This window comes from Arthrobacter sp. TJ-254 (genome assembly GCF_058269175.1).
Genome location: NZ_JBZCNF010000002.1, coordinates 393,948 through 416,024, shown reverse-complemented (window position 1 = coordinate 416,024; position 22,077 = coordinate 393,948). Strand labels below are relative to the sequence as shown.

Sequence of the window (22,077 nt, the reverse complement as noted above, 5' to 3'; positions counted from 1 at the left end):
GCTTGAATGGAAACCAACGCCCCACGCATCGAAACCGCCCTGGTGGTCGGGGCCAGCGGCATCGCCGGTTCGGCCCTCCGCGACCAGCTGGTTGAGGCGGGATCGCAGGTGCTGGCCCTGTCCCGCACACCGGGGGCCCAGCAGGACGGAGTGAGGCACCTTGCCGCCGACCTCGGCTCCCCCGCGGACCTGCGCTCGGTCCTGGCCGGCGAGCGGCCCACCCATGTGTTCTTCACCGCCTGGTCTCCGCAGCCGACCGAGCGGGAGAACATCGAGGTCAACGGCGGGATGCTCCGCAACCTGCTCGTTGCCCTCGAGGGGAAGCCGGTGCGGCACGTGGCCCTGATGACGGGGCTGAAGCACTACCTCGGCCCGTTCGAGGCGTACGCCGCCGGGGAGATGCCGGACACGCCCTTCCACGAGGAAGAGTCCCGGCTCCCTGTCGATAACTTCTACTACACCCAGGAGGACGAGCTGTGGGCTGCCGCAAAGCGGCAGGGGTTCGCCTGGTCGGTGCACCGGGCCCACACGGTGATAGGTCATGCCGTAGGAAACGCGATGAACATGGGGTTGACCCTCGCCGCCCAGGCATCCATCTGCCGGAGGGAGAACCTGCCGTTCGTCTTCCCCGGGTCCGAGCAGCAGTGGAACGCCCTGACCGACATGACCGATGCGGGACTGCTGGCCGAACACATGATCTGGGCGGCCACCGCTCCGGAGGCCGCGAACGAGGCGTACAACATCGTCAACGGGGACGTGTTCCGTTGGCGCCGGATGTGGTCCCGCGTTGCCGGCTACTTCGGCCTCGAGCCCGTCGGACCCGAGGAATCCCCGCGCCCCCTGACGGTGCAGATGCAGGGCATGGAGGCCGTGTGGAAGGAGATCGCCAGCGAGCACCGGCTCGTCGAGGACGACCTGAACCGGGTTGCCTCCTGGTGGCACACCGACGGCGACCTCGGCCGGCAGATCGAAGTCGTCGCGGACATGAGCAAGAGCAGGCTTGCCGGATTCACGGGGTACAGGTGCACCGAGGATGCCTTCACCACACTGTTCGACCGCTACCGGGCCGACCGCATCATCCCGTGACGGTCGGCCCGTTCCCGCCCTCAGCCCCGGTACACCTGGACCACCGACGGGCGCGGCAGTGCGGCTTCACCGCCGGCCGGCCGGGCGCCGGCCGGCACGTAGTCGGGGAACCGGGAGACCTGGTTGGCCCAGCTTCCGTCCTCGCCGGGGTGCTGGACGGCGACGAAGACGGTCCGTTCGGCGTCGTGAATGATCGGCCCGCAGGTTTCGGCGTCGCGGGGCACGGCGAGGAACTGTTCCACGCGGCCCCGCTCCTGACCCTCGAGGCCCACCTTGAACAGTCCGTCGCAGTAGCCGATGGTTCCCGGCTGCCCGTCGGTCGAGATCCACAGGTTGCCTGCCGAGTCGAAGGCGAGGTTGTCGGGGCAGCTGATCGGTGACACCTTGTCGGCCGGGTATCCGCTGAAGTAGGCGGTCGGGTTCTTCGCCGGGTCCCCGCATACCAGCAGCAGGTTCCAGGTGAAGCGGGTCGCCGTTGCATCGCCGCCGGCCTCCGTCAGCTCGACCACGTGCCCGTCGCGGTTGGCGGTGCGCGGGTTCGCCTCGTCAGCCGCCGCGTTGGTGCCGGTGCCCCGGTTGGTGTTGTTGGTGCACGCCACGTACACCTTGCCGGTCGCCGGGTTGGGTTCGACGTCCTCGCAGCGGTCCATCTTCGTGGGCCCCACCTTGTCTGCGGCGAGGCGGGTGAAGACGGCCACCTCGGCCGCGCTCATGCCGGGCACCGCCGACTCATTGTCGAGCAGCAACGGCAACCATTCGCCGACGCCGTCGAACGCGCCGTCGGAGGGCAGGGCGCCGGAGCCGTTGATCTCCGGCACCGAGTTGCCCTGGAACCGGGCCACGTAGAGGGAGCCCCTGGAGAGCAGGTCCATGTTTGCCCGCCGCGCCTCCGGGGTGTGCCCGGGCTGGACGGTGTTGGTTGAGACAAATTTGTAGAGATAGTCGAACCGTTCGTCGTCTCCGGAATAGGCAACGACCCGCCCGTCCGGCGCCACGCTCACGTTGGCCCCTTCGTGCTTGAAACGCCCAAGCGCGGAGTGCTTGCGGGGCGTCGATGTGGAGTCGAACGGGTCGACCTCCACGATGTAGCCGAAGCGGTGCTTCTCGTTTTCGTAGCCCGGGTTCCGCGTGTCGAAGCGTGCCTCGTCGATTTCCCAGCCGCGGGCCGTCGGCTTGGATCCCAGCCCGTAGCGGCGGTCCCCGGCGCTCGTTCCGGCGCTGACGAAGTACCCGTTGAAGTTTTCTTCCCCGGAGAGGATGGTCCCCCACGGGGTTGTCCCGCCGGCGCAGTTGCCCAGCGTGCCGAGGATGGTGCGGCCGGCCGGATCGTCGATCGTCTTCACCAGGTCCGATCCGGCAGCCGGCCCGGTGAGCTGGTAGGCGGTGCTGGTGAGGAACCGGCGGTTCAACGGGGCCCCCTGCACGTAGCTCCACGGCTTGGCGGTGTTCTTCCGCTCAAGCTCAACCACGGACAGGCCGTGGGCGGCCTTGCCGATCCCACGCACCTCGGCAGCAGCAAGGGTGGGAGGAACCATGATCGATTCGTTTGTGTATTCGTGGTTGGCAAACAGCACCGCACGGCGCCCCTTGCTGCCGGGGATCGGGAGGATGTCCGTGTAGTCGCAGTTGTACCCGAACTGCCGGGCCTGGGCCGCCGCCGTCTGGTGCTGCGGGTCGAACTCCGGGGAATCGGCGAACAGCGGGTCCCCCCACCGGATCACCGGCTTCCAGGCGAAGCCCTTCGGAACCGTCATGTCGTCCACCAGGGCGTCGACCGGGGCGATGGCGGTGAAGGCGAGCCGGCTGCGGACGGCACCGCCCTGGTGGGCGGCCGCCGGGGGCAGGCCCGCTCCGGGGCCCGCCGCATTCCCCAGAAGCAGGGCGAACGCACCCACCGCACCTGCCCCGAGCATGTTGCGGCGGGAGAACTCGGTGGACACGATGTCGCGGAAGTAATTGTTGTCGGACGTGTTGCACACCGCGGAGGAGCAGGCGTTGTCGCATTTGAGCGCACAGGTGACGGGACTGCGCTTGCCTTTGGTGTGTCCGAGCATGGGGAGCAGACGGCGGGTGGTTTCGCTCATGGAGGGGCCTTCCGGGGGACAAACGGGCGGGTGGTTCGTCGACCCACACTGGCAAGCCGACCCGACGGTGGCAGTTCATCCGGGTTAACTCCGGGCAAAGCCCGCCTTAACATCTGGCACCCGTCCGGCTACCGCGCCGGCCCGGCCAGGATACGGTGAACGCGAACAAGCCGTTCAAGCCACCACCGCTCCCGCTCTGCCGGGGCGGCGAAGGTTCGAAGGAGCTCCGGGGAGGCGCGGACAGGGCGGACGGGCAGAACGCCGCCGTCGGGCACGAGCCGGTCCTCGGCGACGTCGCCGGCCATGAGCGAAACCGTCGCGAGGCCGCACGCATACGGGAGCTGAGGAAGCGCTGCGGCAAGCGCCACACCGGCGCTGATGCCCACCGAGGTGTCAAGTGCCGAGCTGACGACGGCGGGAAGACCGGCCTGGGCGACGATGTCCAGGGCGCGCCGCACCCCGCCCAGGGGAGCCACCTTGATGACGAGCAGGTCGGCCGCGTCCTCCCGGGCCACCTTCAGGGGGTCTTCCTCCCGGCGGACGCTTTCATCGGCGGCGATGAGCACCGGAAGCTCCCTGCGGCGCAGCTCTAGCCGCACCGAGCGCAGGCCGGCGATGTCCGGAACCGGCTGCTCGGCGTATTCGAGCGTGTGTTCTGCAAGCGCGGTGAGCGCTGTGAGCGCCTCCTGCTCGTTCCAGCCCCCATTGGCGTCAACGCGCAGGGCAGCGTGAGGCAGCAGCCGCCGCACTTCGGCGACCCGCGCGATGTCATCGGCCAGCTGCTGGCCGCGTTCGGCCACCTTGACCTTGACTGCGTCAACGCCTCCGAACCGGGTGAGGACGCGCTCGACGTCGGCCGCAGCGACCGCCGGGACCGTCGCATTGACCGGCACGCTCTCCCGCAGCGCCTCAGGGAACCCCTGCCAGGCCGCTTCGAGGGCTGACCGCAGCCAGCTGGCGGCTTCGGGATCGCCGTACTCCGGGAAGGGACAGAATTCCCCCCAGCCCGCCGGGCCCTCAAACAGCAGCGCCTCACGGACGGCGACGCCGCGGAAGCGGACCCGCATGGGCAGCGCGACCACCCTTGAGCGTTCCTTCAGCTCCGCCAGGGAGGGAAGGAACGGGGGCGCCGAATGCTGTGTGCTCACGGCTTCAGGGTAGGACATAACGAACGAACTCCCCCACGGCCGGATGAAAGCGGCACGGTGGTGCGCGTCACGAACCGATTACGGAACTCCCAGCCGGGTATGGAAAAGTTGCGTGCATGACCCTGCAGCGAGGACAAAGCCGGCCGCCGCGTCGGTCACGTGCCGCGCGCACCCCGGCGTTGTTCGTGGTGGGCGCGTTTGCGTGCGCCCTGGCGCTCGGATGGACCTATTGGGCATTCGTGCGCACCAGCTCCGGCCAGTTCGCCGACGAGTCAGCGTGGGCCGAGGCCGGGGTGGCCGCCCCCGACACGAAGCTGCCCGTGCTGCGGTTCCTCGACAGCCTGCCGTTGATCTCCGTGGTCCTTGCCGCGGCGACCATCCTTTTTGTGACCCTGGCACGGCGGCGGTGGGTTGCCGCGGGCATTGCGCTCGGTTCGATCGCGGCGGCCAACCTCACAACGCAACTGCTCAAGCATGTGGTGCTCGACCGGCCCGACCGCGGCGTTCCCACCCTCGACTTCAATTCATTACCCTCGGGGCATACAACGCTTGCGGCGTCGGCCGCGGCCGCCGTGTTCATGGTGGTGTCGCCGCGCTGGCGCCCCTTCACCGCCGCGGCGGGAGGCCTCTACTCGGTGGTCGCCGGGTCCGCGACGTTCATCAACCTGTGGCACCGCCCGGCCGACGTGATCGCGGCCCTGCTGGTGGTAGGCACCTGGACGCTGGTCGGCGGGCTGCTCATCATGCGCACCGGGGACGCCTGGAATGCGTGGTCCGGATTCGGCAGCCACTGGGCCTCTTCACGGGTCTGGCTGGCACTGTGCTGGATTGCTGGCCTGCTCGGGGCCGCACTCTCGGTTGCGCTGTACTTATACGCCCAGCAGGTCGGCCCGGCACCGGTCCCGGGAACGGCACGGGTGCCGTTGTTCTTCTGGTCGGGGCTTTCCTCGATCGTCGGGGTGGGTTTCACCCTTTCGGCCGCCGCAGGTTGGCTGTTCAGTTCCCAGGCCCGGCTTGCCCCGGAGTCCCGGCGCCGGCGCTAATGCTTGCGCGCCAGCCAGTTCCAGTGGGCGAGCGTGCGCAGCCGGATGAGCAGCGCCCTCGACTGTTCCGGACCGTACGGAAGGATCGGAATCGCCTTCGTCATGTCGATTGAGGCTTCGTCCATCGCCGTTTTCGTTACCCGGATTGCCGAGCGCATCTTGTTCATCTGGGTTGTCACGAACTCCACTCCGACCGGGCTGCCGTGTCCGGGAACGAACACGTCGTAGAGGTCTTCAAGGGAGACCATCTTCGAGAGAGTGCGGACCCAGTCGGTTGGGAAAGAGTCCTCGAAATTGGGGTCGGCCCCCTCCTCCACGAGGTCGCCGGTGAAGAGCACGTTTCCGGCACCGACCAGCAGGTCGTGGTCCGTGTGCCCCCTGCCCAGATGGAAGAGCGTCACTGAGACTCCTCCGAGATCGAGGTCCACGGGCTTGCCTTCGACCAGCCGGTTTGGCCCGGTTATCACCGTGTTTCCGCCGTCGGCGGCCGCCATCTCCGGTTCGGCGTCCGCAACCGCACCGCGGCGCTTCTCGCCCTGCTCCGCGATCACCTCGGCGCAGCGCGAGGTGCCCCAGAACTCCAGTGCTCCCTGCTGCGCGAAGTGGCCGTTGCCGAAGTAGTGGTCGGCGTGGGCGTGGGTGGTGACCACGACCAGCGGCAGCTCGGTCACCTCCCTGACCTGGCGGTGGAGTTCGCCCGCCTGGCGCGGACCGGCGCCGGTGTCGATGACGAGTGCCCGCTCGCTTCCCACAACCAGCCCCGTGTTGGCGCCGCCCGCGGAGCCCCGCAGGAGCCAGATCCCCTCGCCGAGTTCCTGCCGCGCGGTGTCCGGCTCAAGCGGAGGGGGTTGGAAAGGCATTGGGTTTCCTCTCGGACGGTGTACGGGGGCCTCCAGTTTAGAACGCCGGACCGGAGGCATCCGGTGCGGCGTGGCCGTACCGGTCGAATCCGGTGTCCGACCGGCTGCCGAGGAGGCTGCGCGTCAGGGCCGCACTGTCGGCCATCAGGTCGTCAACGGCACCGCGCAGATGCACGTCGGCGACCTGCGCATTGTCGATCGCCGCGGCCACGACGGCCCGGCGGACCAGTTCGCGGGCGAAGGAAGCGGTTGTCCCTGCGGTGTTGCGGGCAGCTTCGGCGACCGCTTCGGTGCTGAAGCCGACCTCCCGGGAGTAAAGGGTAAGCAGTTCTGCCCGTTCCTTCTCCGAGGGAAGGGGAATCTCCACCGCCAGGTCCACCCTTCCGGGCCGCTGCGCCAGAGCGGGTTCGAGCAGGTCTGCCCGGTTGGTGGTCAGCACGAAGGTAACGTCGGCGTCGTCGTCGAGCCCGTCCATGGCATCGAGCACCTCGAACAGCAGCGGCTGGGGTCCGTGCCCGAAGCTGCGGTCTTCGGCGATGAGGTCGCAGTCTTCGAGGACCACGATTGAGGGCTGGAGCGCGCGGGCCATCCTCGCCGCTTCACTGATGTGGGCCAGTGAACCCCCGGAGAGCAGGATCGCCGTCGTGCCGTGGCTTTCGCTGAGGAGGTGCCGCACCGTGTGGGTTTTCCCGGTCCCCGGCGGGCCATAGAGCAGGATGCCGCGCTTCAGGTGCTGGCCGCTGGCCCTCAGCGCCTCCCGGTGGACGGCGATGCCGAGCGCGTGCGCGGAGATTTTCTGGAGCAGCCCCGGCGGGAGCACGACGTCGGCGGCCGAGAGGCTGGGCCGGGCGTGGATGGTGACCCCGGCGGTTTGGGAACCGTACTCCTCAAGGGTCAGGGAAATCACCTGCCCCTTGAGGATGCTCTCGTTCTGCAGGCGCCGGCGCAGCCCGGCCAGGAACTCGGGACCGGCCTCGGGGTCGGGCGAGAGCACCTCGAGGGACACCGCCATCCGGCCGTAGTTCGGCGAGGCGTTGCGCTGCATCACCACCAGCGGCACGCCCTTCCGGTGGAAAAGCCAGATGCCCAGGGCCACCGCCTGCCTCTGCTCGTCCGGGCCCACGGCCACGTTCGTGTAGTCGGGCTGGGATACCGAGAACTGCGGGAAGATTCCCGACCGCTGCAGCATGTCGCTCAGGGAGACGTGGTGGCGCTGCTCTCCGCCGACTCCAATCAGGCGGGCCTCCGGGTCCGTTCCAACTTCCTCCGCTATGAGGATGTCGACGTCCACAAAGCGGTGCGAGCGGACCTCTTCGAGGACCACGGGCAGGTCCTCGGCGGGCTGCCCCAGATGCCCGCTGAGCACCGAAAGCAGCCGTTCCCCTTTCGGAGCCGGTTCGAGGCCCGACTGTGCAAGCCGTACGAGCGTCGCGAAATCGTTGATGAATCTGCTGATGTCTTCCCCCATGCGCGCACCCTACCAGCGCAGCGGCGGCCGCAATAGGGCGGGAGGTGGGACTCCCCGCGGAGGTTTCCGGCCCCCTGCACCGGCCCTGCCCCGGCCGAGTCTGCAGCTCACCACCCCACCGCCCCGGGATGGCGGGGTGAGCTGCCGTCTCGACGGACCTCCATGATCGGATTCTAGTCACGAACGGGGTGGGCGGCGGGGCCGGCGCCCACCGCCGTCGTCTTGCGACTGCGGGTTCCGGTGGTGGTAGTGGCATCCGGATCACCTAGAGGTCGGCGAGCAGCCCTCCGGGGTTCTCGATGGCATCGGCGACGAAGCGCAGGAACCCGCCGGCGGTTCCGCCGTCGCAGACCCGATGGTCAAAGGTCAGCGTCAGTTCGGTCACCTTCCGCACGGCAAGGCTTCCGTCGACCACCCAGGGCCGGTCGATGATCCTTCCAATCCCAAGGATCGCAGCCTCGGGGTGGTTGATGATCGCGGCACTGCCGTCCACACCGAACACGCCGTAGTTGTTCAGGGTGAACGTTCCCGAAGTCAGGTCGGTGGGCGCCGCCTTTCCTTCGCGGGCCGCGGCAGTGAGGCGGCGGATCTCCGCGTCGAGTGCGCGGGCGCTCAGCCGGTCCGCCCGCCGGACGGAGGGCACCATCAGTCCGCGGTCGGTCTGCGCCGCCACGCCAAGGTTCACGCCGTCGACCCTCAGGATCTCCTGGGAGCCGTCCTCGCCCGTGATGATGCGGGTGTTCAGCTCCGGGTACCGGGCGAGGCCGGCAACGGCGAAGCGGGCGATGAACGCAAGAAGCCCGGGGGTTGTGTCGGGGTCGCGCTTCTTGAGCCCTGCGCGCAGTTCGACAAGGGCGGTGGCGTCAACATCAACCCATACCGTTGCCTCGGGGATTTCCCGCCGGCTGCGCGAGAGGGTGTCGGCGATGGTTTTCCGGACCCCGCGCAGGGGCGTGCGCCCGAGAACGCTCAGCCCGGAACGGGGATCCTCGCCGGCTCCGCCGACCGGCTCCTGGTCCCGCCGCGCGCCGGCCTCGGGCACGGCGGTGCCCTCCGGCGCGGCCGCGGACATGGCGTCGACGACGTCGCGGCGCAGGATCAGGCCGCCGGGGCCGCTGCCGGGAATGTCGCGCAGCCGGAGGCCCGCCTCGCGGGCCATCCGGCGTACCAGGGGCGAGCTGCACAGCAGTGCCTGCCCGGTGCCGTTGGCTTCGCTGCGGCGGCGCGCAGCGTGGACCGTCGCTGGTTGCGGAACCGCGTCCGCGACCTCGCCCGGAACCGCGGCATCCGGGCCCGCTCCTGGGCCGGCGGCGGCGCGGGGCCTGCGGGTGCGCTTGAGGCTTGATCCGGCCGGGGTGCCGTATCCGATGAGGACGTTTCCCGAGCCCTGCTCGGGCTCGGGGGCAGCGGCGGCGGCAGCCTCGGCCGAGATGCCGGCGCGCTCCTCGGCCCGGTAGGTCTCGGCAGCGGCGCCCGCAGCGGCGGAGCCTCCGGCCGGCTGGGGCTGATCCGGCGGCTGGGGAGCATCCGCGTGGTGCGTCCCGGTGTCCGCTCCGCGCACGGAGATGAACGGCCTGCCGACGTCGAGGGTCTGGCCCGCCGCCCCGTGGAGCTTGGCGATCGTCCCAGCGAACGGACAGGGCACCTCCACCACCGACTTTGCGGTCTCCACTTCGGCGACCGGCTGGTCCACGACCACTTCGTCGCCCTCGGCCACGAGCCAGGAGACGAGTTCGGCTTCGGTCAGCCCTTCGCCAAGGTCGGGGAGGTTGAAGACCAGCAGGGGCTGCTGGAGAGCTTCGGCGCTCACGCTTCGTCCTCCCACTGCAGTTCGTCGACGGCGTCGAGGATCCGGTCGACCCCCGGCAGGAAGTGGTGCTCCAGCTTGGGCGAGGGGTAGGGGATGTCGAACCCGGTAACCCGGCGGACGGGCGCGGCGAGCGAGTGGAAGCAGCGTTCCTGGATGCGGGCGACAATTTCGGAGGCCACCGAGGCGAAGCCCGGTGCCTCGGAGATGACGACGGCGCGCCCGGTCCTGCGCACGCTCGCACACACCGTCTCGTCATCGAAGGGAACGATCGAGCGGACGTCGATCACCTCGAGGGAGCGGCCTTCCTCCGCGGCGGCAGCGGCGGCGGCGAGGGCGGTTGGGACGGACGGTCCGTAGGCGATCAAGGTGGCGTCGGTGCCGGGGCGCGCGACGACGGCCCTGCCGATGGTGTCCGGCCCCTGCCCGGCGTCGAAGTCCCGGCGCAGCTCGTCGAGGTCAATGACCTCCTTCGACCAGTACAGCTTTTTCGGCTCGAGGAAGACAACGGGGTCGGGGAACCGGATCGCTTGCCGCAGCATCGTGTAGGCGTCGCGGACCGTGGCCGGGGCGAGCACCGTCAGGCCCGGGGTGTGGGCGTAGTAGGACTCGGACGAGTCGCAGTGGTGTTCCACTCCCCCGATCCCGCCGGCGTAGGGGATGCGGATGACCAGGGGCAGCTTGACCCTGCCCCTGGTGCGGTTGGACATCTTCGCGACGTGGCTGACCACCTGCTCGAAGGCGGGGTAGGCGAAGGCGTCGAACTGCATCTCCACCACTGGACGCATCCCGTTCATCGCCATGCCGACCGCCATGCCCATGATGCCGGCCTCGGCCAGGGGTGTGTCGAAGCACCGCTCGTGCCCGAACCGGGCGGTGAGCCCGTCGGTGATGCGGAAGACGCCGCCGAGGGGTCCGACGTCCTCGCCGAACATCAGGACCGAGGAATCGGCCTCCATCGCATCGGCCAGTGCGGCGTTGAGGGCCTTGGCGAAGGTGACGCTTGCGGTGCCGGGAGCTGCGGCGGCTGATGCCGGGGCTGCGGGGGCGCGTTCGCTGGTCTGGGTCATGGCTGGGCCTCGCGTGAGAGTTCGTCGCGCAGCAGCTGGGCCTGTTCCCGCAGCTGCGCGGTTTTCTGGGTGTAGACAAAGGCGAAAAGGTCCTGCGGGTCGACGTCGACCTCCGCGTTGAGGCCGGCGCGGATCGACGCGGCAAGGGTTTCAGCCTCCGCCGCGATCTGCTCCTCGGCGCCGTCGTCGAGCACCTGCAGGTTCCTCAGGTAGGTGCGCAGGCGGCTGATCGGGTCCTTCGGCACCCACTTCTCCACATCTTCGGCTGAACGGTACCGGGTGGCGTCGTCGGCGTTGGTGTGAGCCTGCATGCGGTATGTATGTGCCTCAACCAGGGACGGGCCGCCGCCGTTGCGGGCCCGGTCCACTGCCGCCCCGAGGACCGAGAGCAGGGCGGCGAGGTCGTTGCCGTCTACACGCTCGCCGGGCATGCCGTAGCCGATGGCCTTGTGCGCCAGGGACGGCGCAACCGACTGGTTCTTCAGCGGCACGGAGATCGCGTATTCGTTGTTTTGGATGAAGAAGACGACGGGCACGTGGAACACCGCGGCGAAGTTGAGCGCCTCGTGGAAGTCACCTTCGCTTGTGGCTCCGTCGCCGCACATCGCCAGGACAACAGTGTCTTCCCCGCGCAGCTTCGCGGCGTGCGCGACGCCGACCGCGTGGAGCAGCTGGGTGGCCAGCGGTGTGGCCTGCGGGGCGACCCGGTGCTCGTAGGGGTCGTATCCGGAGTGCCAGTCGCCGCGCAGCAGGGTCAGCACTTCGAGGGGGTTGACGCCGCGGGTCACCACGGACACGGTGTCGCGGTAGGTGGGGAACAGCCAGTCCTGCTGCTCGAGGACGGCGGCGGCTGCCACCTGGCAGGCTTCCTGCCCGTGGGAGGAGGGGTAGACGGCGAGGCGGCCCTGGCGCACGAGGGCGTTCGCCTGGTCATTGATGCGCCGGCCCGAAACAAGCTTGCCGTACGCCTCAAGCAGGGTGCCGGGAGCGGGAAGGCCGTAACGCTCGTCGGGGTTGGCGGTGCCGTTGTGGTCGATCAGCTGCACCGGACGCTCCCGGGGCAGGAGCTGCATCTCCGCGGGCAGCCCGCCGGGCGCGCCGTGGCGTCCGCCCGCAAGCGCTCCGTCGAACCCGCTGTCGATCGGAATGGTCATCTGTGCCTCCATTGGCCGCATGCCTTCAAGGACCCCGGTCCCGCCAATCGGCGGGCTCCGTGGATGCTGTGTCATCCAAGTATCGCAATCTGATACTTTTCGTATCCACCAACTGCGGAAAGTCTGGAACAATCGTGACCTGAGCGGCGCGCTGGTGGACGGAATGTAAGTGTGAGCTGGATTACGGGCGGGGATGGAGACGGATGAACGACCGGGTGCTTGACGAGGTGGACCGGAAGATCCTGGCGGAGCTGACGCGCGACGGCAGGCAGTCGGTGACGTCGGTGGCGGAGAACGTGCATATCTCCCGCGCCCATGCGTATTCACGGATGGCCCGGCTCTCGGAGGAGGGCGTGCTCACCAAGTTCACCGCCCTCGTGGATCCGGTGAAGGCCGGTCTGCGGTCCTCGGCATACGTGACGTTGAAGGTGCGCCAGAATTCCTGGCGGGAGCTCAAGGAGGAGCTGCGTGCCATCCCGGAGATCCACCACATCGCCCTCGTGGGCGGTGACTTCGACGTGATACTGCTGGTGCGCGCGGAGGACAACCTCGACCTGCGCCGGGTCATTTTCGACCGCCTCCAGTCGATGCCGGGCGTGCTCGACACCCAGACCTTCCTGGTGTTCGAAGACCTCGATACCCGCTAGCGCCCCGGCGGACCGTTCGCGGCGCGCCCGCTGCGCTCAGCCGGTGAAGTGCGGCTTGCGTTTCTCCTGGAAGGCTGTGAACCCTTCGGCGTAGTCCGGGGTGCGGCTCAGCGCGGCCTGGGCGGCGTTCTCCTGGTCCATGGCATCCCACAGGCCCAGCCGGCGGTCGCGGATGTCCGCGACCAGCTGCTTGGAGGCCCGGAAGGCGCCGGTGGCCCCGGTCGCCACCTGGGCGGCGGTGGCCCGGGTGAAGTCGAGCAGCGCGTCGGCGGGCATCGACCGGCTGAACAGCCCGGCGCGGACGGCGTCGGCCCCGCTCATCAGTTCGGCCGTGTAGATCAGGTCGAGGGTGCGGTGGGCACCGAGGCGTTCGGTGAACAGCCAGTGCCCGCCGGAGTCGAGCGTGGCCCCGAGGTTTGCGAAGGGCGATCCGATTTTCGCGGTGTCGGCGACGTAGACGACGTCGGTGGCGATCAGCAGGCCGAGCCCGACGCCGAGGCACGCGCCGTGGGCGGCGGCGAAGGTCGGCGCGGGAAAGGCCGCCATTTTGCGCAGCAGCGGGGTGACCAGCCCTGCGAGGTACGCCTCGGCGTCATCGGTTTCCGCGGCGACGCCGGAGATGTCGCGGCCGGCGCAGAAGGCGCGCCCCTCCCCGCGCAGCACCAGGGCGCGCACCGAACCGTCGGCGGCCGCCGCTGCGGCGGCGTCGTAGGCCCGGGAAAGATCGGCGAGCGCCTGCTCGTCGAGGGCGTTGAGCTTGTACGGGGCGTTGAGCACAATCTCCGCGACACCGGCGCCGGTCCTCAGCTCGATCATGGTGGGGCTCATCCGGGCGCTCCTAGGCGTCGTAGTCAACGGTCACTGCCTTGCTGGTGGGGCGTGCCTGGCAGGTGAGCACGTACCCCTTGGCGATCTCGTCAGGTTCAAGGGCGTAGTTCTCTTCCATCTCAACGGTCCCGGAGACAATCTTGGCCCGGCAGGTGCCGCAGACCCCGCCGGCGCAGGCGAACGGCACGTCGGGGCGCACGCGCAGGGCGGCGTTGAGGAGGGATTCCCGGGCGTGGGTCGGGCTTTCGACGGTTCCCTGCAGTCCGTCAAGGCGGAAGGAGATGGAGTAGTTCTCGCCGTTCTCGGCGGCCTTGACGGGCCGCCCGATCTGGCCCTCGGGGCGGGTGGGCTCCCCGGTGCTGAACAGTTCGAACCGGATCTTCTCGGCAGGCACGCCCCGCTCGCCCAGAGTGTCCCGGCACAGCTGAACCAGTTCGAACGGCCCGCACAGGAACCACTCGTCAACGTCCTCGGTGCGGATCACCGTTCCGAGAAGCTGCTGGAGCTTCTCGGCGTCGATGCGCCCGGAGAGCAGCGGCGAAATGCGCTGTTCGCGGGAGAGGACGTGATGGACGGCGAACCGGGCCGGATAGCGGTCCTTGAGGTCCGCAAGGTCCTCGAGGAACATCACGTCCATTGCCGCCCTGTTGGCGTAGATCAGGTCGAAGCGGACGTTCTGCCCGGCGGCGAGGACGGAGCGGGCGATCGCGATGACCGGGGTGATGCCCGATCCTGCGGCAACGGCAACGAAGGTGTTCTGCGTTGTCGTGTCGATGTTTTCGGGGTGGTTCAGTTCGGTCATCTCGTGCTTGGAGATGAACTGGCCCATGGGGCTCATCACATCGAGGCGGTCCCCGGCCTTGAGCGATTCGTTGGCCCAACTGGAGAACACCCCGCCGAGGTCCCGCTTGATCGCCACGCGGATTTCGCCCGGGCGCGGCTCGGCGCAGATGGAGTAGCTGCGGCGCACCTCCTTGGGCTCGCCGTCCACCTCGAGGGTGGTCCTCAGTGCGACGTACTGGCCGGGAACGTAGTCGTATTTCCCGGCGAGCTCCTCGGGCACCGCGAAGGTCACCTCGACGGCGTCCTCGGTGAGCCGGCGCACTTCGGCAACGGTCAGCTCGTGGAAAGCGGTGCGCCGCTTATTTGACGGGGCGAACGTGACAGCCATTCACAGCACCTTGAAGTAGTCGAAGGGTTCCCGGCAGTCCTGGCAGACATAGAGCGCCTTGCAGGAGGTTGAGCCGAAGCGGGTGAGTTCCCGCGTATTCAGTGAGGAGCACTGCGGGCATTTGACGCTGAGGCCCACCCGGACCGGGCCGGCGGCAGCCATGCCGCTGGGGGCGGCGATGCCGTACCGGTTGAGCTTCTCCTTGCCCGCCTCGGTCATCCAGTCGGTGGTCCAGGCCGGGGCAAGCGCGAGCTCGACGCGCACCTCCTTGTACCCGCGGGACTTCAGTGCGGTCACGACGTCGTCGCGGATCGCGTCCATGGCCGGGCAGCCGGAGTAGGTGGGGGTGATGACGACCGCGGCCGCCGGACCGTCGTTGCCGTAGACGGCGGCGGCGGCGCGGAGGATGCCGAGGTCCTCGATCGTGAGCACGGGAATCTCGGGGTCGCACACGGTTGCGGCGATGTCCCAGATCTCTGCGGCGCGCTCATCGGCCGGCCGCTGCGCCGTATTGGTACCCATCGTCGCTACCAGGAGGCGCCGGGATGCTCGCGGGCGAGGACCTGCAGCTCGGCGAGGATGTAGCCAAGGTGCTCGCTGTGGACGCCGCGGCGTCCGCCGCCGGTGGCGCCGGGAACGGCAGGGACCTCGAGCTCTGCCTCCTGCAGCACTGCGGTGACGGCGGCGTCGAACGGTTTCCGCAGGTCTCCGGGACGGACGGCGACGCCGGAAAGGGCGTCGGTGAGCGGGGTGTCGACGAACAGCTCTTCAACGTAGGGCCAGGTGAGGCGGAGCCCGGCGGTCATGCGGCGCCGCGACTCCTCGGTTCCCAGGGCAAGGCGGAGCACCCACTGGACGCTGTGGTCGCGGTGGTAGTCGACCTCCTTGACGGCCTTGGCGGCGATGGCCGCCAGGGTCGGGTCGGTGGAGTGCATCAGGCGGGAGTACAGCTCCCACTGGTAGTGGGAGACGACGAACTGCCGGGCGATGGTGCGGGCGAAGTCGCCGTTGGGCTGCTCGAAGAGGTGCGCGGAGCGGAACTCGGGCTCGCGGCGGAAGTAGGCGAGGTCGTCCTCGGTGCGGCCCGTCGCGTGGCCCGCGTAGGTGAGGAAGGAGCGGGCATGGCCGATGAGGTCGAGGGCGATGTTGGCAAGCGCCACGTCCTCTTCAAGTTCGGGTGCGCGCGAGATCCACCAGCCGAGCCGCTGGGCGAGGATCAGCGAGTCGTCCCCGAGCCAGAGCGCGTATTCGGCGGTCTCGGGTGTCGGCACGGTGTGGGCGGCGGCGATGTCCTCGGGGCGCAGCGCGTTGCCCGGGGTGATGCGGGTGGCGCTGGCGTTGGCCTCGCTCACAGGTGCTTCACCCCTTCGCTCTTGGTGTAGTAGGTCGCGTGGCGGTAGTCCTTGCCCTGCGGGGATTCGAAGAACTGCTCCTTGGCATCCGGGTCGCTGGTGATGATGGCCGAGGACGGCACCACCCACAGGCTGATTCCCTCGTTGCGCCGGGTATAGAGGTCGCGGGCATTGCGCAGCGCCATGTCGGCGTCGGGCGCGTGGAGCGAACCGGCGTGGACGTGGGAGAGCCCGCGCGAGGACCGGACGAACACCTCCCACAGGGGCCAGGGCTGGCGTTTTTCGGCTGGCCCTGCGGCCGGTGCCGTGGCGCCGTCGTCGCCCGTCGTTGATCCGCCGGTCATGCTGCCTCCGTTGCTGAGTTGGCGCTGCGGGACTGCCTGTCGGCGTAGGCCGCTGCGGCCTCGCGCACCCAGGCGCCGTCTTCATGTGCCTCACGGCGGCGCTCCATGCGCTGGGCGTTGCAGGGGCCGCGGCCGGCGAGGACCTCCTTAAACTCCTCCCAGTCCAGCGGGCCGTGCTCCCACCTCTGAGTCTCCTCGTTGAACCGCACGTCGGGATCGGGAAGCGCCAGCCCGAGGGCCTTGACCTGCTCTGCGATCATGCCGACGAACCGCGAGCGCAGCTCGTCGTTGGAGAAGCGCTTGATGTTCCAGGCCATCGACTGCTTGGAGTTCGGGGAATCGTCGTCCGGCGGGCCGAACATCATCAGTGAGGGGGCGTACCAGCGGTTGATGGCGTCCTGGGCCATGTCGCGCTGGGCCTGGGTGCCGTTTGCGAGTTCGAGCAGGATTTCGAAACCCTGCCGCTGGTGGAAGGACTCCTCCTTGCAGATGCGCACCATGGCGCGGCCGTAGGGTCCATAGGAGGCCCGGCACAGGGGCACCTGGTTGCAGATGGCGGCGCCGTCAACCAGCCAGCCGATCGCGCCGATGTCCGCCCAGGTCAGCACGGGGTAGTTGAAGATGCTCGAGTACCGGGCCTTGCCTGCGATGAGGTCCTCGGTCATCTTGTCCCGCGGTGTGCCGAGGGTCTCGGCGGCGGAGTAGAGGTAGAGTCCGTGCCCGGCCTCGTCCTGCACCTTGGCCATGAGGATGGCCTTGCGCTTCAGGGAGGGAGCGCGGGTGATCCAGTTCGCCTCCGGCTGCATGCCGATGATTTCGGAGTGCGCGTGCTGGGAGATCTGGCGGGTCAGGGACTTGCGGTAGGCCTCGGGCATCCAGTCGCGCGGTTCGATGCGGGAGTCCTGGGCGATGATCTCATCAAACAGCCTCTGGCCTGTGGCGTCCGCGTCAAGCCCGTCGGTCCTGGTCGCTGCTGTTGCTGGCATGGGAGCCACCTCACTGTGTGCCGAGAAGTACCGGAAATAATTACCGACCGTTCGTTCAGGATATGCTCCGCCGGGGCGGCAGTCAACACTTGGGTCGGGGCTGGCGAAGGGTGGTTGGGGCGCATCCTGCCCCGATCCTGCGGGCTGCATCAGGCTCCGGTGCCGGTTCCTGCGCCTTTGGCGGCCGGGGTGCCCGCAGACGGCGTGTCGGCGCGCGACACGCGCCCGGCACGGTGAAAGCAGCACGAACCGGTGCGGGTCCCCGGCTCAGCGCCGGGGCGCCGCGTTCGTGGACAGCGGAATCGGATGCAGGTGGGGTTCCAGACGGAAACTGGCAAGATGGTGCCATGACTGCCGAGACTCACGTGGACACCGTTCCGGGCCCTCCCGCCGCAAAGAAACTGCCGGTGCAGCGCACGCACCACGGCGATGTTTTCGTCGACAACTACGAGTGGCTCCGGAAGAAGGACAACCCCGAGGTCGTTGAGCATCTGACGGCCGAGAACAAGTACACCGAGGCCGTCACCGCCGGCCAGGAGAACCTGCGCGAGGTGATCTTCGCGGAGATCAAGAACCGCACCCAGGAGACCGACCTCTCGGTCCCGGCCCGGAAAAAGGGGTGGTGGTACTACTCCCGCACCGAGGAGGGAAAGCAGTACGGCATCCAGTGCCGTGTCGCAGCAGTCGACACCGGAGACCTGGACCGCGACTGGACTCCCCCGGAGGTTGTCCCCGGCAGGCCGGTGGACGGCGAACAGATCCTGCTCGACGGCAACGTCGAGGCCGAGGGCAAGCCCTTCTTTTCAATCGGCGGCCTTGCGGTCAGCGAGGACGGAACGCTCCTTGCCTACTGCGAGGACAACGCCGGCGACGAGCGGTTCACGCTGCGCGTCAAGGACCTCGAGACCGGGAAGCTCCTGCCCGACGAGGTGGCCAACGTCTTCTACGGCCTCGGCTTCTCCCCCGACGGCACGCGTGTCTTCTACACCGTCGTCGACGATTCGTGGCGGCCCTTCCAGGTGAAGATCCACACCCTCGGCACCCCTGTCGAGGACGACGTCGTCCTGTACCAGGAGGACGACGTGGCCATGTGGACCGGGTTCGAGCTCTCGGCGGACCGCACGCAGCTCCTGGTCAGCATCGGCTCCTCGGAATACAGCGAATACCGGGTACTGGACCTGACCACCCCGGACGCCGAACTGACAACCCTGATCTCCCGCGACGAGAAGATCCTCTATGAGGCCGAGCCGGTGCGCCTTGAGGGCCGCCTCAACTACCTGCTGACGCACAACCGCGGCGCCAAGAACTCGATGGTAAGCCTCATCGACGCCGCCGAATTCACCAAGCCGCTCGCCGACCAGCACTGGGTTACTGTGGTCGGGCACGACGACGCCGTCCGGGTCAACGGCGCGGCGGTGACGAGCACCCACGTGGTGCTGTCGGTGCGCAAGGACACCCTCGAGCGGGTGCAGGTCCTTCCCCTCGAGGGCCTCGGGACGCCGGCGCAGGCGGCGCCCGTCGAACCGGCCTTCGACGAGGAGCTGACCACCACCAACCTTGCCAACGCCGAGTTCGAATCGCCCGTCATCCGGCTCAGCTACACGTCCTTCTTCACCCCTCCCCGCGTCTACGACTACGTTCTTGCCACCGGAGAGCTTTCCATGCGCAAGGAGACCGAAGTGCGCGGCGGGTACGATCCGGCGAGCTACACCGCCGAACGGCACTGGGCGCCCGCGGCCGACGGGACGCTGATCCCGCTGTCGGTGCTCCGCCGCGCCGACCTGGTGAAGGACGGGTCCCATCCGGCGCTTGTCTACGCGTACGGCAGCTACGAGGTGAGCGTGGATCCCGGTTTCTCGGTGTCGAGGCTTTCGCTGCTCGACCGGGGTGTCATTTTCGTCATCGCCCATATCCGAGGCGGCGGCGAGATGGGCCGCACCTGGTACGAGCAGGGCAAGAAGCTGAACAAGAAGAACACCTTCACCGACTTCGTTGACGCCACGACCTACCTGGCGCAGTCGGGCTGGGTTGACCCGCACCGCATCGCGGCGATGGGCGGCTCTGCCGGCGGCCTGCTCATGGGTGCCGTTGCCAACCTCGCGCCCGAGAAGTACAGGGCAATCGTGGCCCAGGTGCCTTTCGTCGACGCGCTGACCACCATCCTTGACCCGGAGCTGCCGTTGTCGGCGCTCGAGTGGGAGGAGTGGGGGAACCCGATCACCGACAATGAGGTCTACCGGTACATGAAGGAGTACACGCCGTACGAAAACGTGCGCGCCGTCGACTACCCGCGCATTGCGGCGGTCACCAGCTTCAACGACACCCGGGTCCTTTATGTTGAGCCGGCGAAATGGGTGGCTGAGCTGCGGGAAAAGACAACGGGGGGCGAACCCATCGTCCTCAAGACCGAGATGGACGGCGGCCACGGCGGTGCCAGCGGCCGCTATGCCCGCTGGAAGGACGTGGCCTGGGACTACGCCTTCGCGGCCGACGCGCTCGGTGCCGCCGAGGTCCTTCCGGCGCAGCGGCAGTGAGCTTCACCGCTTGGCGTGCTGTGCCCGCCGGCACCGCATGCCAAGCGGAATCAGCCGCGGGGGCTGTAGGTGAGGCAGTCCGCTGCTTCGGCCCCCGGCCCGACACGGACGTTGACGGCGTCGCACAGCAGGTGGTCGTTGTACTGGCATTCGGTGCGCTGGCACGCGCCCACGTGGGCGAGCACCTTGGGCAGCCCGCCGGTGGTCGAGATGTCGATGAAGGTTGAGCAGCTTGCGTGTGCCGGACTGCCGCCGACCGTGATGGCAAAGGCGGTGCAGTCGTGGTGGTGGTTGAACGAGCAGGCTTCAACGTCACAGGTTGTAACGCTGGCAACGTGTTCAGTCATGTCTTCCTCCCGGGAGGCTGATGGCTCTGAAAAATTTGCACTTGCCGAGGCTGCCGGGATTTCCGGCGACACCTAGAAAACACCCTTTGTTTCAACGAATCTAGCACCGCTGGAGCCGCGTGAACCCGCGGAATATGCGCATTTTTAAATGACGTATTCGGCCGGGCCGCCGGCCGTCCCGGCGCTTCCTGGGGACGGCGCACGCAGCGGAGAGCCTACCGGACCACCCGGTAACGGGTGGAGGTGACCAGTGACGTGCTGTGCGAGCGGATGATCTCGAGTTCGAGGTCCCCGACGCCGGCGAAGAGCCGCTCTCCGCGGGTGAGGACGACCGGCGCGACGTGGAGGTGCAGTTCGTCGATCAGTCCCGCGGCGAGGTACTGGTTGATTGTCGCCGCCCCGCCGGCGATGCCGACGTCCCGGGCTCCGGCGGCGTTCCGGGCCCGCTCAAGCGCCGCCTCGATGCCGTCGGTGACGAAGGTGAACGTTGTGCCGCCCTGCATCACCAGCGGGGGTCGCCGGTGGTGGGTCAGGACGAAGACCGGCGCGTGGTACGGCGGATCCTCTCCCCACCAGCCGCGCCACTCCGCGTCCCAGGCCCCGCGGCCCGGGCTGAACATGTTCCGGCCCATGATGTAGGCGCCGGGCGTGAGCAGGTCCGCGATTTCTTCGGCGTTCTCCTCCGGTTGCTCGAACATCCATCGGTGGAGATTCTCCCCGCCCGCACCGAGCGGGTTTTCGAGGCTCTGCCCCGGCCCTGCGGCAAAACCGTCAACCGACACCGCCACACCGCAGGTCACTATGCCCACCGGACCGCCCTCCTCAGTCTTGAACGGGAGCTTTCACAGCGCGCCTTCTCCCGGTCGTTGTCGCGCCCATTCATACCGGCAGTCAAACACAACCGCCGCGTCCGCGACAGGGCACTGCGGGACATCGGCGTCAACCCGCCTGCCGTCCGCCCCCGCATGCTCAGGCAGCAGCGCGGCTCGGGCTCCCCTCCGCCCCGCGGTGCCGGTCAAGACGCAGGCAGAGGAGCAGCAGGACGAGCACGAGCGGCGCCCAGAAGAACCGTTCCCACGGACTTGGAGAGGCGGCGTTCATGAGGGCTCCCACCGCGAGCAGGGCCACGAGGCCGCGGACGCCCCAACGGACCGTCCTGCCGGAAGGCACCGGCCCCGATCGGCCCCGGGCGAGGACCACCAACGCCGCCAGCAGCCAGATCACCATGGAGACCACGCTCGTCACGCGCAGTCCCGGCGGCAGCTGCCCCGTGGTTGCGCCGCCGTAGGCAGCCGCCCCGAAGGGTGCCCCCAGGGCGAGGGCGGCTTGGAACGCCGCAATCACCGAGAATCCTGCGGCCGCCGCGGCAGCGGTCCGTCCGGGCGTTGCCGCTGCCCGCAGACGGGACAGAAGGGTTGGGGCGGCGCTCATGGGTACTCCTTGGCTCGAAAATGAAGGGGTTTGGGTTGCGCAGCCGGTCCTTCAACCGGCCCCGGTGGGGCAGGGGCGGAGTCGGGAAAATCGGCAAGGGCTTCGAGTGCTTCATCGGCCCACGCAATTGCGGCACGGGCAGCATGCTCGCCGGCAGCGACCGTGAGGAGCCAGTACGCGCTGTCCAAGGGGTGCTCCCCGCCCTCCTGGGACTTGCGGCGCGCCACCGCCAGCTCCGCAAGCTGTTCCTCCGCCTTGACCCTGGCGTCCTCGATGAGTCCCCGGCAGGCATCCGGCCCCAGCTGGCGGCCGAAAAAGAGTCGGAGCAAGAGCCCATTCCGGGGCCGGGCCGGCTGCACCGGTGCCGAGAGCAGTTCCTTGAGCCGCGCGCTCCCGGCCGGAGTGAGGGCAAAGACGGATGACCGTGCTCCTTTTGTGCCCCTGCGTTCGATCAGGTTCTGACGTTCCAGCTCGGCGAGCGCCGGATAGATCTGGCCAAAGCTTTCGCTCCAGAAATGCCCGAGGATCGACCGGATCTCTTCCCGCAGGGCGTATCCGGTCATCGGCATGACGCTGAGCGCGCCGAGGACGGCAGTCTGGGTCTGCTCCGAGCGCGACATGGAATCCCCTCCGTTGGTTGGTTATATCTAATAGATATAATGGAGGGAATGCAAGGCTTAACGCGGCCGGATCTCCTTGACATCGATCCACCGGCCG

Annotated in this window: 21 protein-coding genes; 4 read left to right on the top strand and 17 right to left on the bottom strand. The window is 68.6% G+C overall.

Annotation, left to right across the window (positions count from 1 at the left end; genetic code table 11):
• The first annotated feature begins 6 nt into the window (after positions 1 to 6).
• Complete coding sequence (locus AC4D14_RS07025) at positions 7 to 1,086, top strand: SDR family oxidoreductase (RefSeq protein WP_490901021.1); 1,080 nt, start codon at positions 7 to 9, stop codon at positions 1,084 to 1,086.
• 20 nt (positions 1,087 to 1,106) lie between these two features.
• Here the strand turns inward: AC4D14_RS07025 and AC4D14_RS07020 are convergent, their stop codons facing one another.
• Together AC4D14_RS07020 and AC4D14_RS07015 are read right to left on the bottom strand one after the other, a co-directional pair.
• A complete protein-coding gene (locus tag AC4D14_RS07020) occupies positions 1,107 to 3,170 on the bottom strand; it encodes a PhoX family protein (protein WP_490901020.1) in 2,064 nt (687 codons plus the stop codon).
• A gap of 128 nt (positions 3,171 to 3,298) precedes the next feature.
• Positions 3,299 to 4,318 (bottom strand): o-succinylbenzoate synthase, encoded by a 1,020-nt coding sequence (locus AC4D14_RS07015; RefSeq protein ID WP_490901019.1) that lies wholly within the window; start codon positions 4,316 to 4,318, stop codon positions 3,299 to 3,301.
• A 116-nt stretch (positions 4,319 to 4,434) separates the two neighbouring features.
• Between AC4D14_RS07015 and AC4D14_RS07010 the strand changes: the two genes are divergently transcribed.
• Positions 4,435 to 5,361 carry a phosphatase PAP2 family protein gene (locus AC4D14_RS07010; protein ID WP_490901017.1) on the top strand — a complete coding sequence of 309 codons (927 nt, stop codon included), beginning with the start codon at positions 4,435 to 4,437 and terminating at the stop codon, positions 5,359 to 5,361.
• Here the strand turns inward: AC4D14_RS07010 and AC4D14_RS07005 are convergent.
• The 5 genes from AC4D14_RS07005 to pdhA all read right to left on the bottom strand — a co-directional run bounded on the left by AC4D14_RS07005 (position 5,358) and on the right by pdhA (position 11,639).
• Positions 5,358 to 6,221, bottom strand: a complete 864-nt coding sequence (locus AC4D14_RS07005; RefSeq protein ID WP_490901016.1) for an MBL fold metallo-hydrolase — start codon at positions 6,219 to 6,221, stop codon at positions 5,358 to 5,360. The genes AC4D14_RS07010 and AC4D14_RS07005 overlap by 4 nt on opposite strands.
• Positions 6,222 to 6,258: 37 nt before the next feature.
• Positions 6,259 to 7,689 (bottom strand): AAA family ATPase, encoded by a 1,431-nt coding sequence (locus tag AC4D14_RS07000; RefSeq protein WP_490901014.1) that lies wholly within the window; start codon positions 7,687 to 7,689, stop codon positions 6,259 to 6,261.
• Between the two features lie 265 nt (positions 7,690 to 7,954).
• Positions 7,955 to 9,499 carry a dihydrolipoamide acetyltransferase family protein gene (locus AC4D14_RS06995; RefSeq protein WP_490901013.1) on the bottom strand — a complete coding sequence of 515 codons (1,545 nt, stop codon included), beginning with the start codon at positions 9,497 to 9,499 and terminating at the stop codon, positions 7,955 to 7,957.
• Entirely contained in the window at positions 9,496 to 10,566 is a 1,071-nt protein-coding gene (locus tag AC4D14_RS06990) for an alpha-ketoacid dehydrogenase subunit beta (RefSeq protein ID WP_490901012.1), read from the bottom strand. Before AC4D14_RS06990 ends, AC4D14_RS06995 begins: the two co-directional genes overlap by 4 nt.
• Entirely contained in the window at positions 10,563 to 11,639 is a 1,077-nt protein-coding gene (gene pdhA, locus AC4D14_RS06985) for a pyruvate dehydrogenase (acetyl-transferring) E1 component subunit alpha (RefSeq protein WP_490901517.1), read from the bottom strand. The genes AC4D14_RS06990 and pdhA overlap by 4 nt, the downstream gene beginning before the upstream one ends.
• A gap of 284 nt (positions 11,640 to 11,923) precedes the next feature.
• Here pdhA and AC4D14_RS06980 point away from each other — a divergent pair, with 284 nt between their 5' ends.
• Positions 11,924 to 12,367, top strand: coding sequence for an Lrp/AsnC family transcriptional regulator (locus tag AC4D14_RS06980; protein ID WP_490901011.1), 444 nt, complete (start codon positions 11,924 to 11,926; stop codon positions 12,365 to 12,367).
• 36 nt (positions 12,368 to 12,403) lie between these two features.
• Here AC4D14_RS06980 and AC4D14_RS06975 read toward each other — a convergent pair whose 3' ends face one another.
• From AC4D14_RS06975 to paaA, 6 genes are read right to left on the bottom strand one after another with little or no spacing between them, the layout of a single operon-like run.
• A complete protein-coding gene (locus AC4D14_RS06975) occupies positions 12,404 to 13,183 on the bottom strand; it encodes an enoyl-CoA hydratase/isomerase family protein (protein ID WP_490901515.1) in 780 nt (259 codons plus the stop codon).
• Between the two features lie 22 nt (positions 13,184 to 13,205).
• A complete protein-coding gene (gene paaE / locus AC4D14_RS06970; protein ID WP_490901009.1) occupies positions 13,206 to 14,366 on the bottom strand; it encodes a 1,2-phenylacetyl-CoA epoxidase subunit PaaE in 1,161 nt (386 codons plus the stop codon).
• Positions 14,367 to 14,888 (bottom strand): 1,2-phenylacetyl-CoA epoxidase subunit PaaD, encoded by a 522-nt coding sequence (gene paaD, locus AC4D14_RS06965; protein ID WP_490901008.1) that lies wholly within the window; start codon positions 14,886 to 14,888, stop codon positions 14,367 to 14,369.
• A 5-nt stretch (positions 14,889 to 14,893) separates the two neighbouring features.
• Complete coding sequence (paaC, locus tag AC4D14_RS06960) at positions 14,894 to 15,718, bottom strand: 1,2-phenylacetyl-CoA epoxidase subunit PaaC (RefSeq protein WP_490901006.1); 825 nt, start codon at positions 15,716 to 15,718, stop codon at positions 14,894 to 14,896.
• Positions 15,715 to 16,062, bottom strand: coding sequence for a 1,2-phenylacetyl-CoA epoxidase subunit PaaB (gene paaB / locus AC4D14_RS06955; protein ID WP_490901005.1), 348 nt, complete (start codon positions 16,060 to 16,062; stop codon positions 15,715 to 15,717). The genes paaC and paaB overlap by 4 nt, the downstream gene beginning before the upstream one ends.
• The gene (gene paaA, locus AC4D14_RS06950) at positions 16,059 to 17,048 is read right to left on the bottom strand and encodes a 1,2-phenylacetyl-CoA epoxidase subunit PaaA (protein WP_490901004.1); all 990 of its coding nucleotides are present in this window, start codon (positions 17,046 to 17,048) and stop codon (positions 16,059 to 16,061) included. Before paaA ends, paaB begins: the two co-directional genes overlap by 4 nt.
• A 347-nt stretch (positions 17,049 to 17,395) precedes the next feature.
• Here paaA and AC4D14_RS06945 point away from each other — a divergent pair, with 347 nt between their 5' ends.
• The gene (locus AC4D14_RS06945; RefSeq protein WP_490901002.1) at positions 17,396 to 19,582 is read left to right on the top strand and encodes a S9 family peptidase; all 2,187 of its coding nucleotides are present in this window, start codon (positions 17,396 to 17,398) and stop codon (positions 19,580 to 19,582) included.
• Between the two features lie 50 nt (positions 19,583 to 19,632).
• Here AC4D14_RS06945 and AC4D14_RS06940 read toward each other — a convergent pair whose 3' ends face one another.
• The 4 genes from AC4D14_RS06940 to AC4D14_RS06925 all read right to left on the bottom strand — a co-directional run bounded on the left by AC4D14_RS06940 (position 19,633) and on the right by AC4D14_RS06925 (position 21,980).
• The gene (locus AC4D14_RS06940; RefSeq protein ID WP_490901001.1) at positions 19,633 to 19,929 is read right to left on the bottom strand and encodes a DUF1540 domain-containing protein; all 297 of its coding nucleotides are present in this window, start codon (positions 19,927 to 19,929) and stop codon (positions 19,633 to 19,635) included.
• 215 nt (positions 19,930 to 20,144) lie between these two features.
• Positions 20,145 to 20,738: a dihydrofolate reductase family protein gene (locus tag AC4D14_RS06935; RefSeq protein WP_490901000.1), complete on the bottom strand. Its 594-nt coding sequence runs from the start codon at positions 20,736 to 20,738 to the stop codon at positions 20,145 to 20,147.
• Positions 20,739 to 20,898: 160 nt separating this feature from the next.
• Entirely contained in the window at positions 20,899 to 21,360 is a 462-nt protein-coding gene (locus AC4D14_RS06930) for a hypothetical protein (protein WP_490900999.1), read from the bottom strand.
• The gene (locus AC4D14_RS06925; protein ID WP_490900998.1) at positions 21,357 to 21,980 is read right to left on the bottom strand and encodes a PadR family transcriptional regulator; all 624 of its coding nucleotides are present in this window, start codon (positions 21,978 to 21,980) and stop codon (positions 21,357 to 21,359) included. Before AC4D14_RS06925 ends, AC4D14_RS06930 begins: the two co-directional genes overlap by 4 nt.
• Between the last annotated feature and the right edge of the window lie 97 nt (positions 21,981 to 22,077).

Bases quoted from the DNA above. Each gene is read 5' to 3' on its own strand.
- AC4D14_RS07025 (WP_490901021.1), top strand. From the start codon at position 7: ATGGAAACCAACGCCCCACGCATCGAAACCGCCCTGGTGGTCGGGGCC.
- AC4D14_RS07020 (WP_490901020.1), bottom strand. From the start codon at position 3,170: ATGAGCGAAACCACCCGCCGTCTGCTCCCCATGCTCGGACACACCAAA.
- AC4D14_RS07010 (WP_490901017.1), top strand. From the start codon at position 4,435: ATGACCCTGCAGCGAGGACAAAGCCGGCCGCCGCGTCGGTCACGTGCC.
- AC4D14_RS07005 (WP_490901016.1), bottom strand. From the start codon at position 6,221: ATGCCTTTCCAACCCCCTCCGCTTGAGCCGGACACCGCGCGGCAGGAA.
- AC4D14_RS07000 (WP_490901014.1), bottom strand. From the start codon at position 7,689: ATGGGGGAAGACATCAGCAGATTCATCAACGATTTCGCGACGCTCGTA.
- AC4D14_RS06990 (WP_490901012.1), bottom strand. From the start codon at position 10,566: ATGACCCAGACCAGCGAACGCGCCCCCGCAGCCCCGGCATCAGCCGCC.
- pdhA (WP_490901517.1), bottom strand. From the start codon at position 11,639: ATGCAGCTCCTGCCCCGGGAGCGTCCGGTGCAGCTGATCGACCACAAC.
- AC4D14_RS06980 (WP_490901011.1), top strand. From the start codon at position 11,924: ATGAACGACCGGGTGCTTGACGAGGTGGACCGGAAGATCCTGGCGGAG.
- AC4D14_RS06975 (WP_490901515.1), bottom strand. From the start codon at position 13,183: ATGATCGAGCTGAGGACCGGCGCCGGTGTCGCGGAGATTGTGCTCAAC.
- paaE (WP_490901009.1), bottom strand. From the start codon at position 14,366: ATGGCTGTCACGTTCGCCCCGTCAAATAAGCGGCGCACCGCTTTCCAC.
- paaD (WP_490901008.1), bottom strand. From the start codon at position 14,888: ATGGGTACCAATACGGCGCAGCGGCCGGCCGATGAGCGCGCCGCAGAG.
- paaB (WP_490901005.1), bottom strand. From the start codon at position 16,062: ATGACCGGCGGATCAACGACGGGCGACGACGGCGCCACGGCACCGGCC.
- paaA (WP_490901004.1), bottom strand. From the start codon at position 17,048: ATGCCAGCAACAGCAGCGACCAGGACCGACGGGCTTGACGCGGACGCC.
- AC4D14_RS06945 (WP_490901002.1), top strand. From the start codon at position 17,396: ATGACTGCCGAGACTCACGTGGACACCGTTCCGGGCCCTCCCGCCGCA.
- AC4D14_RS06940 (WP_490901001.1), bottom strand. From the start codon at position 19,929: ATGACTGAACACGTTGCCAGCGTTACAACCTGTGACGTTGAAGCCTGC.
- AC4D14_RS06930 (WP_490900999.1), bottom strand. From the start codon at position 21,360: ATGAGCGCCGCCCCAACCCTTCTGTCCCGTCTGCGGGCAGCGGCAACG.
- AC4D14_RS06925 (WP_490900998.1), bottom strand. From the start codon at position 21,980: ATGTCGCGCTCGGAGCAGACCCAGACTGCCGTCCTCGGCGCGCTCAGC.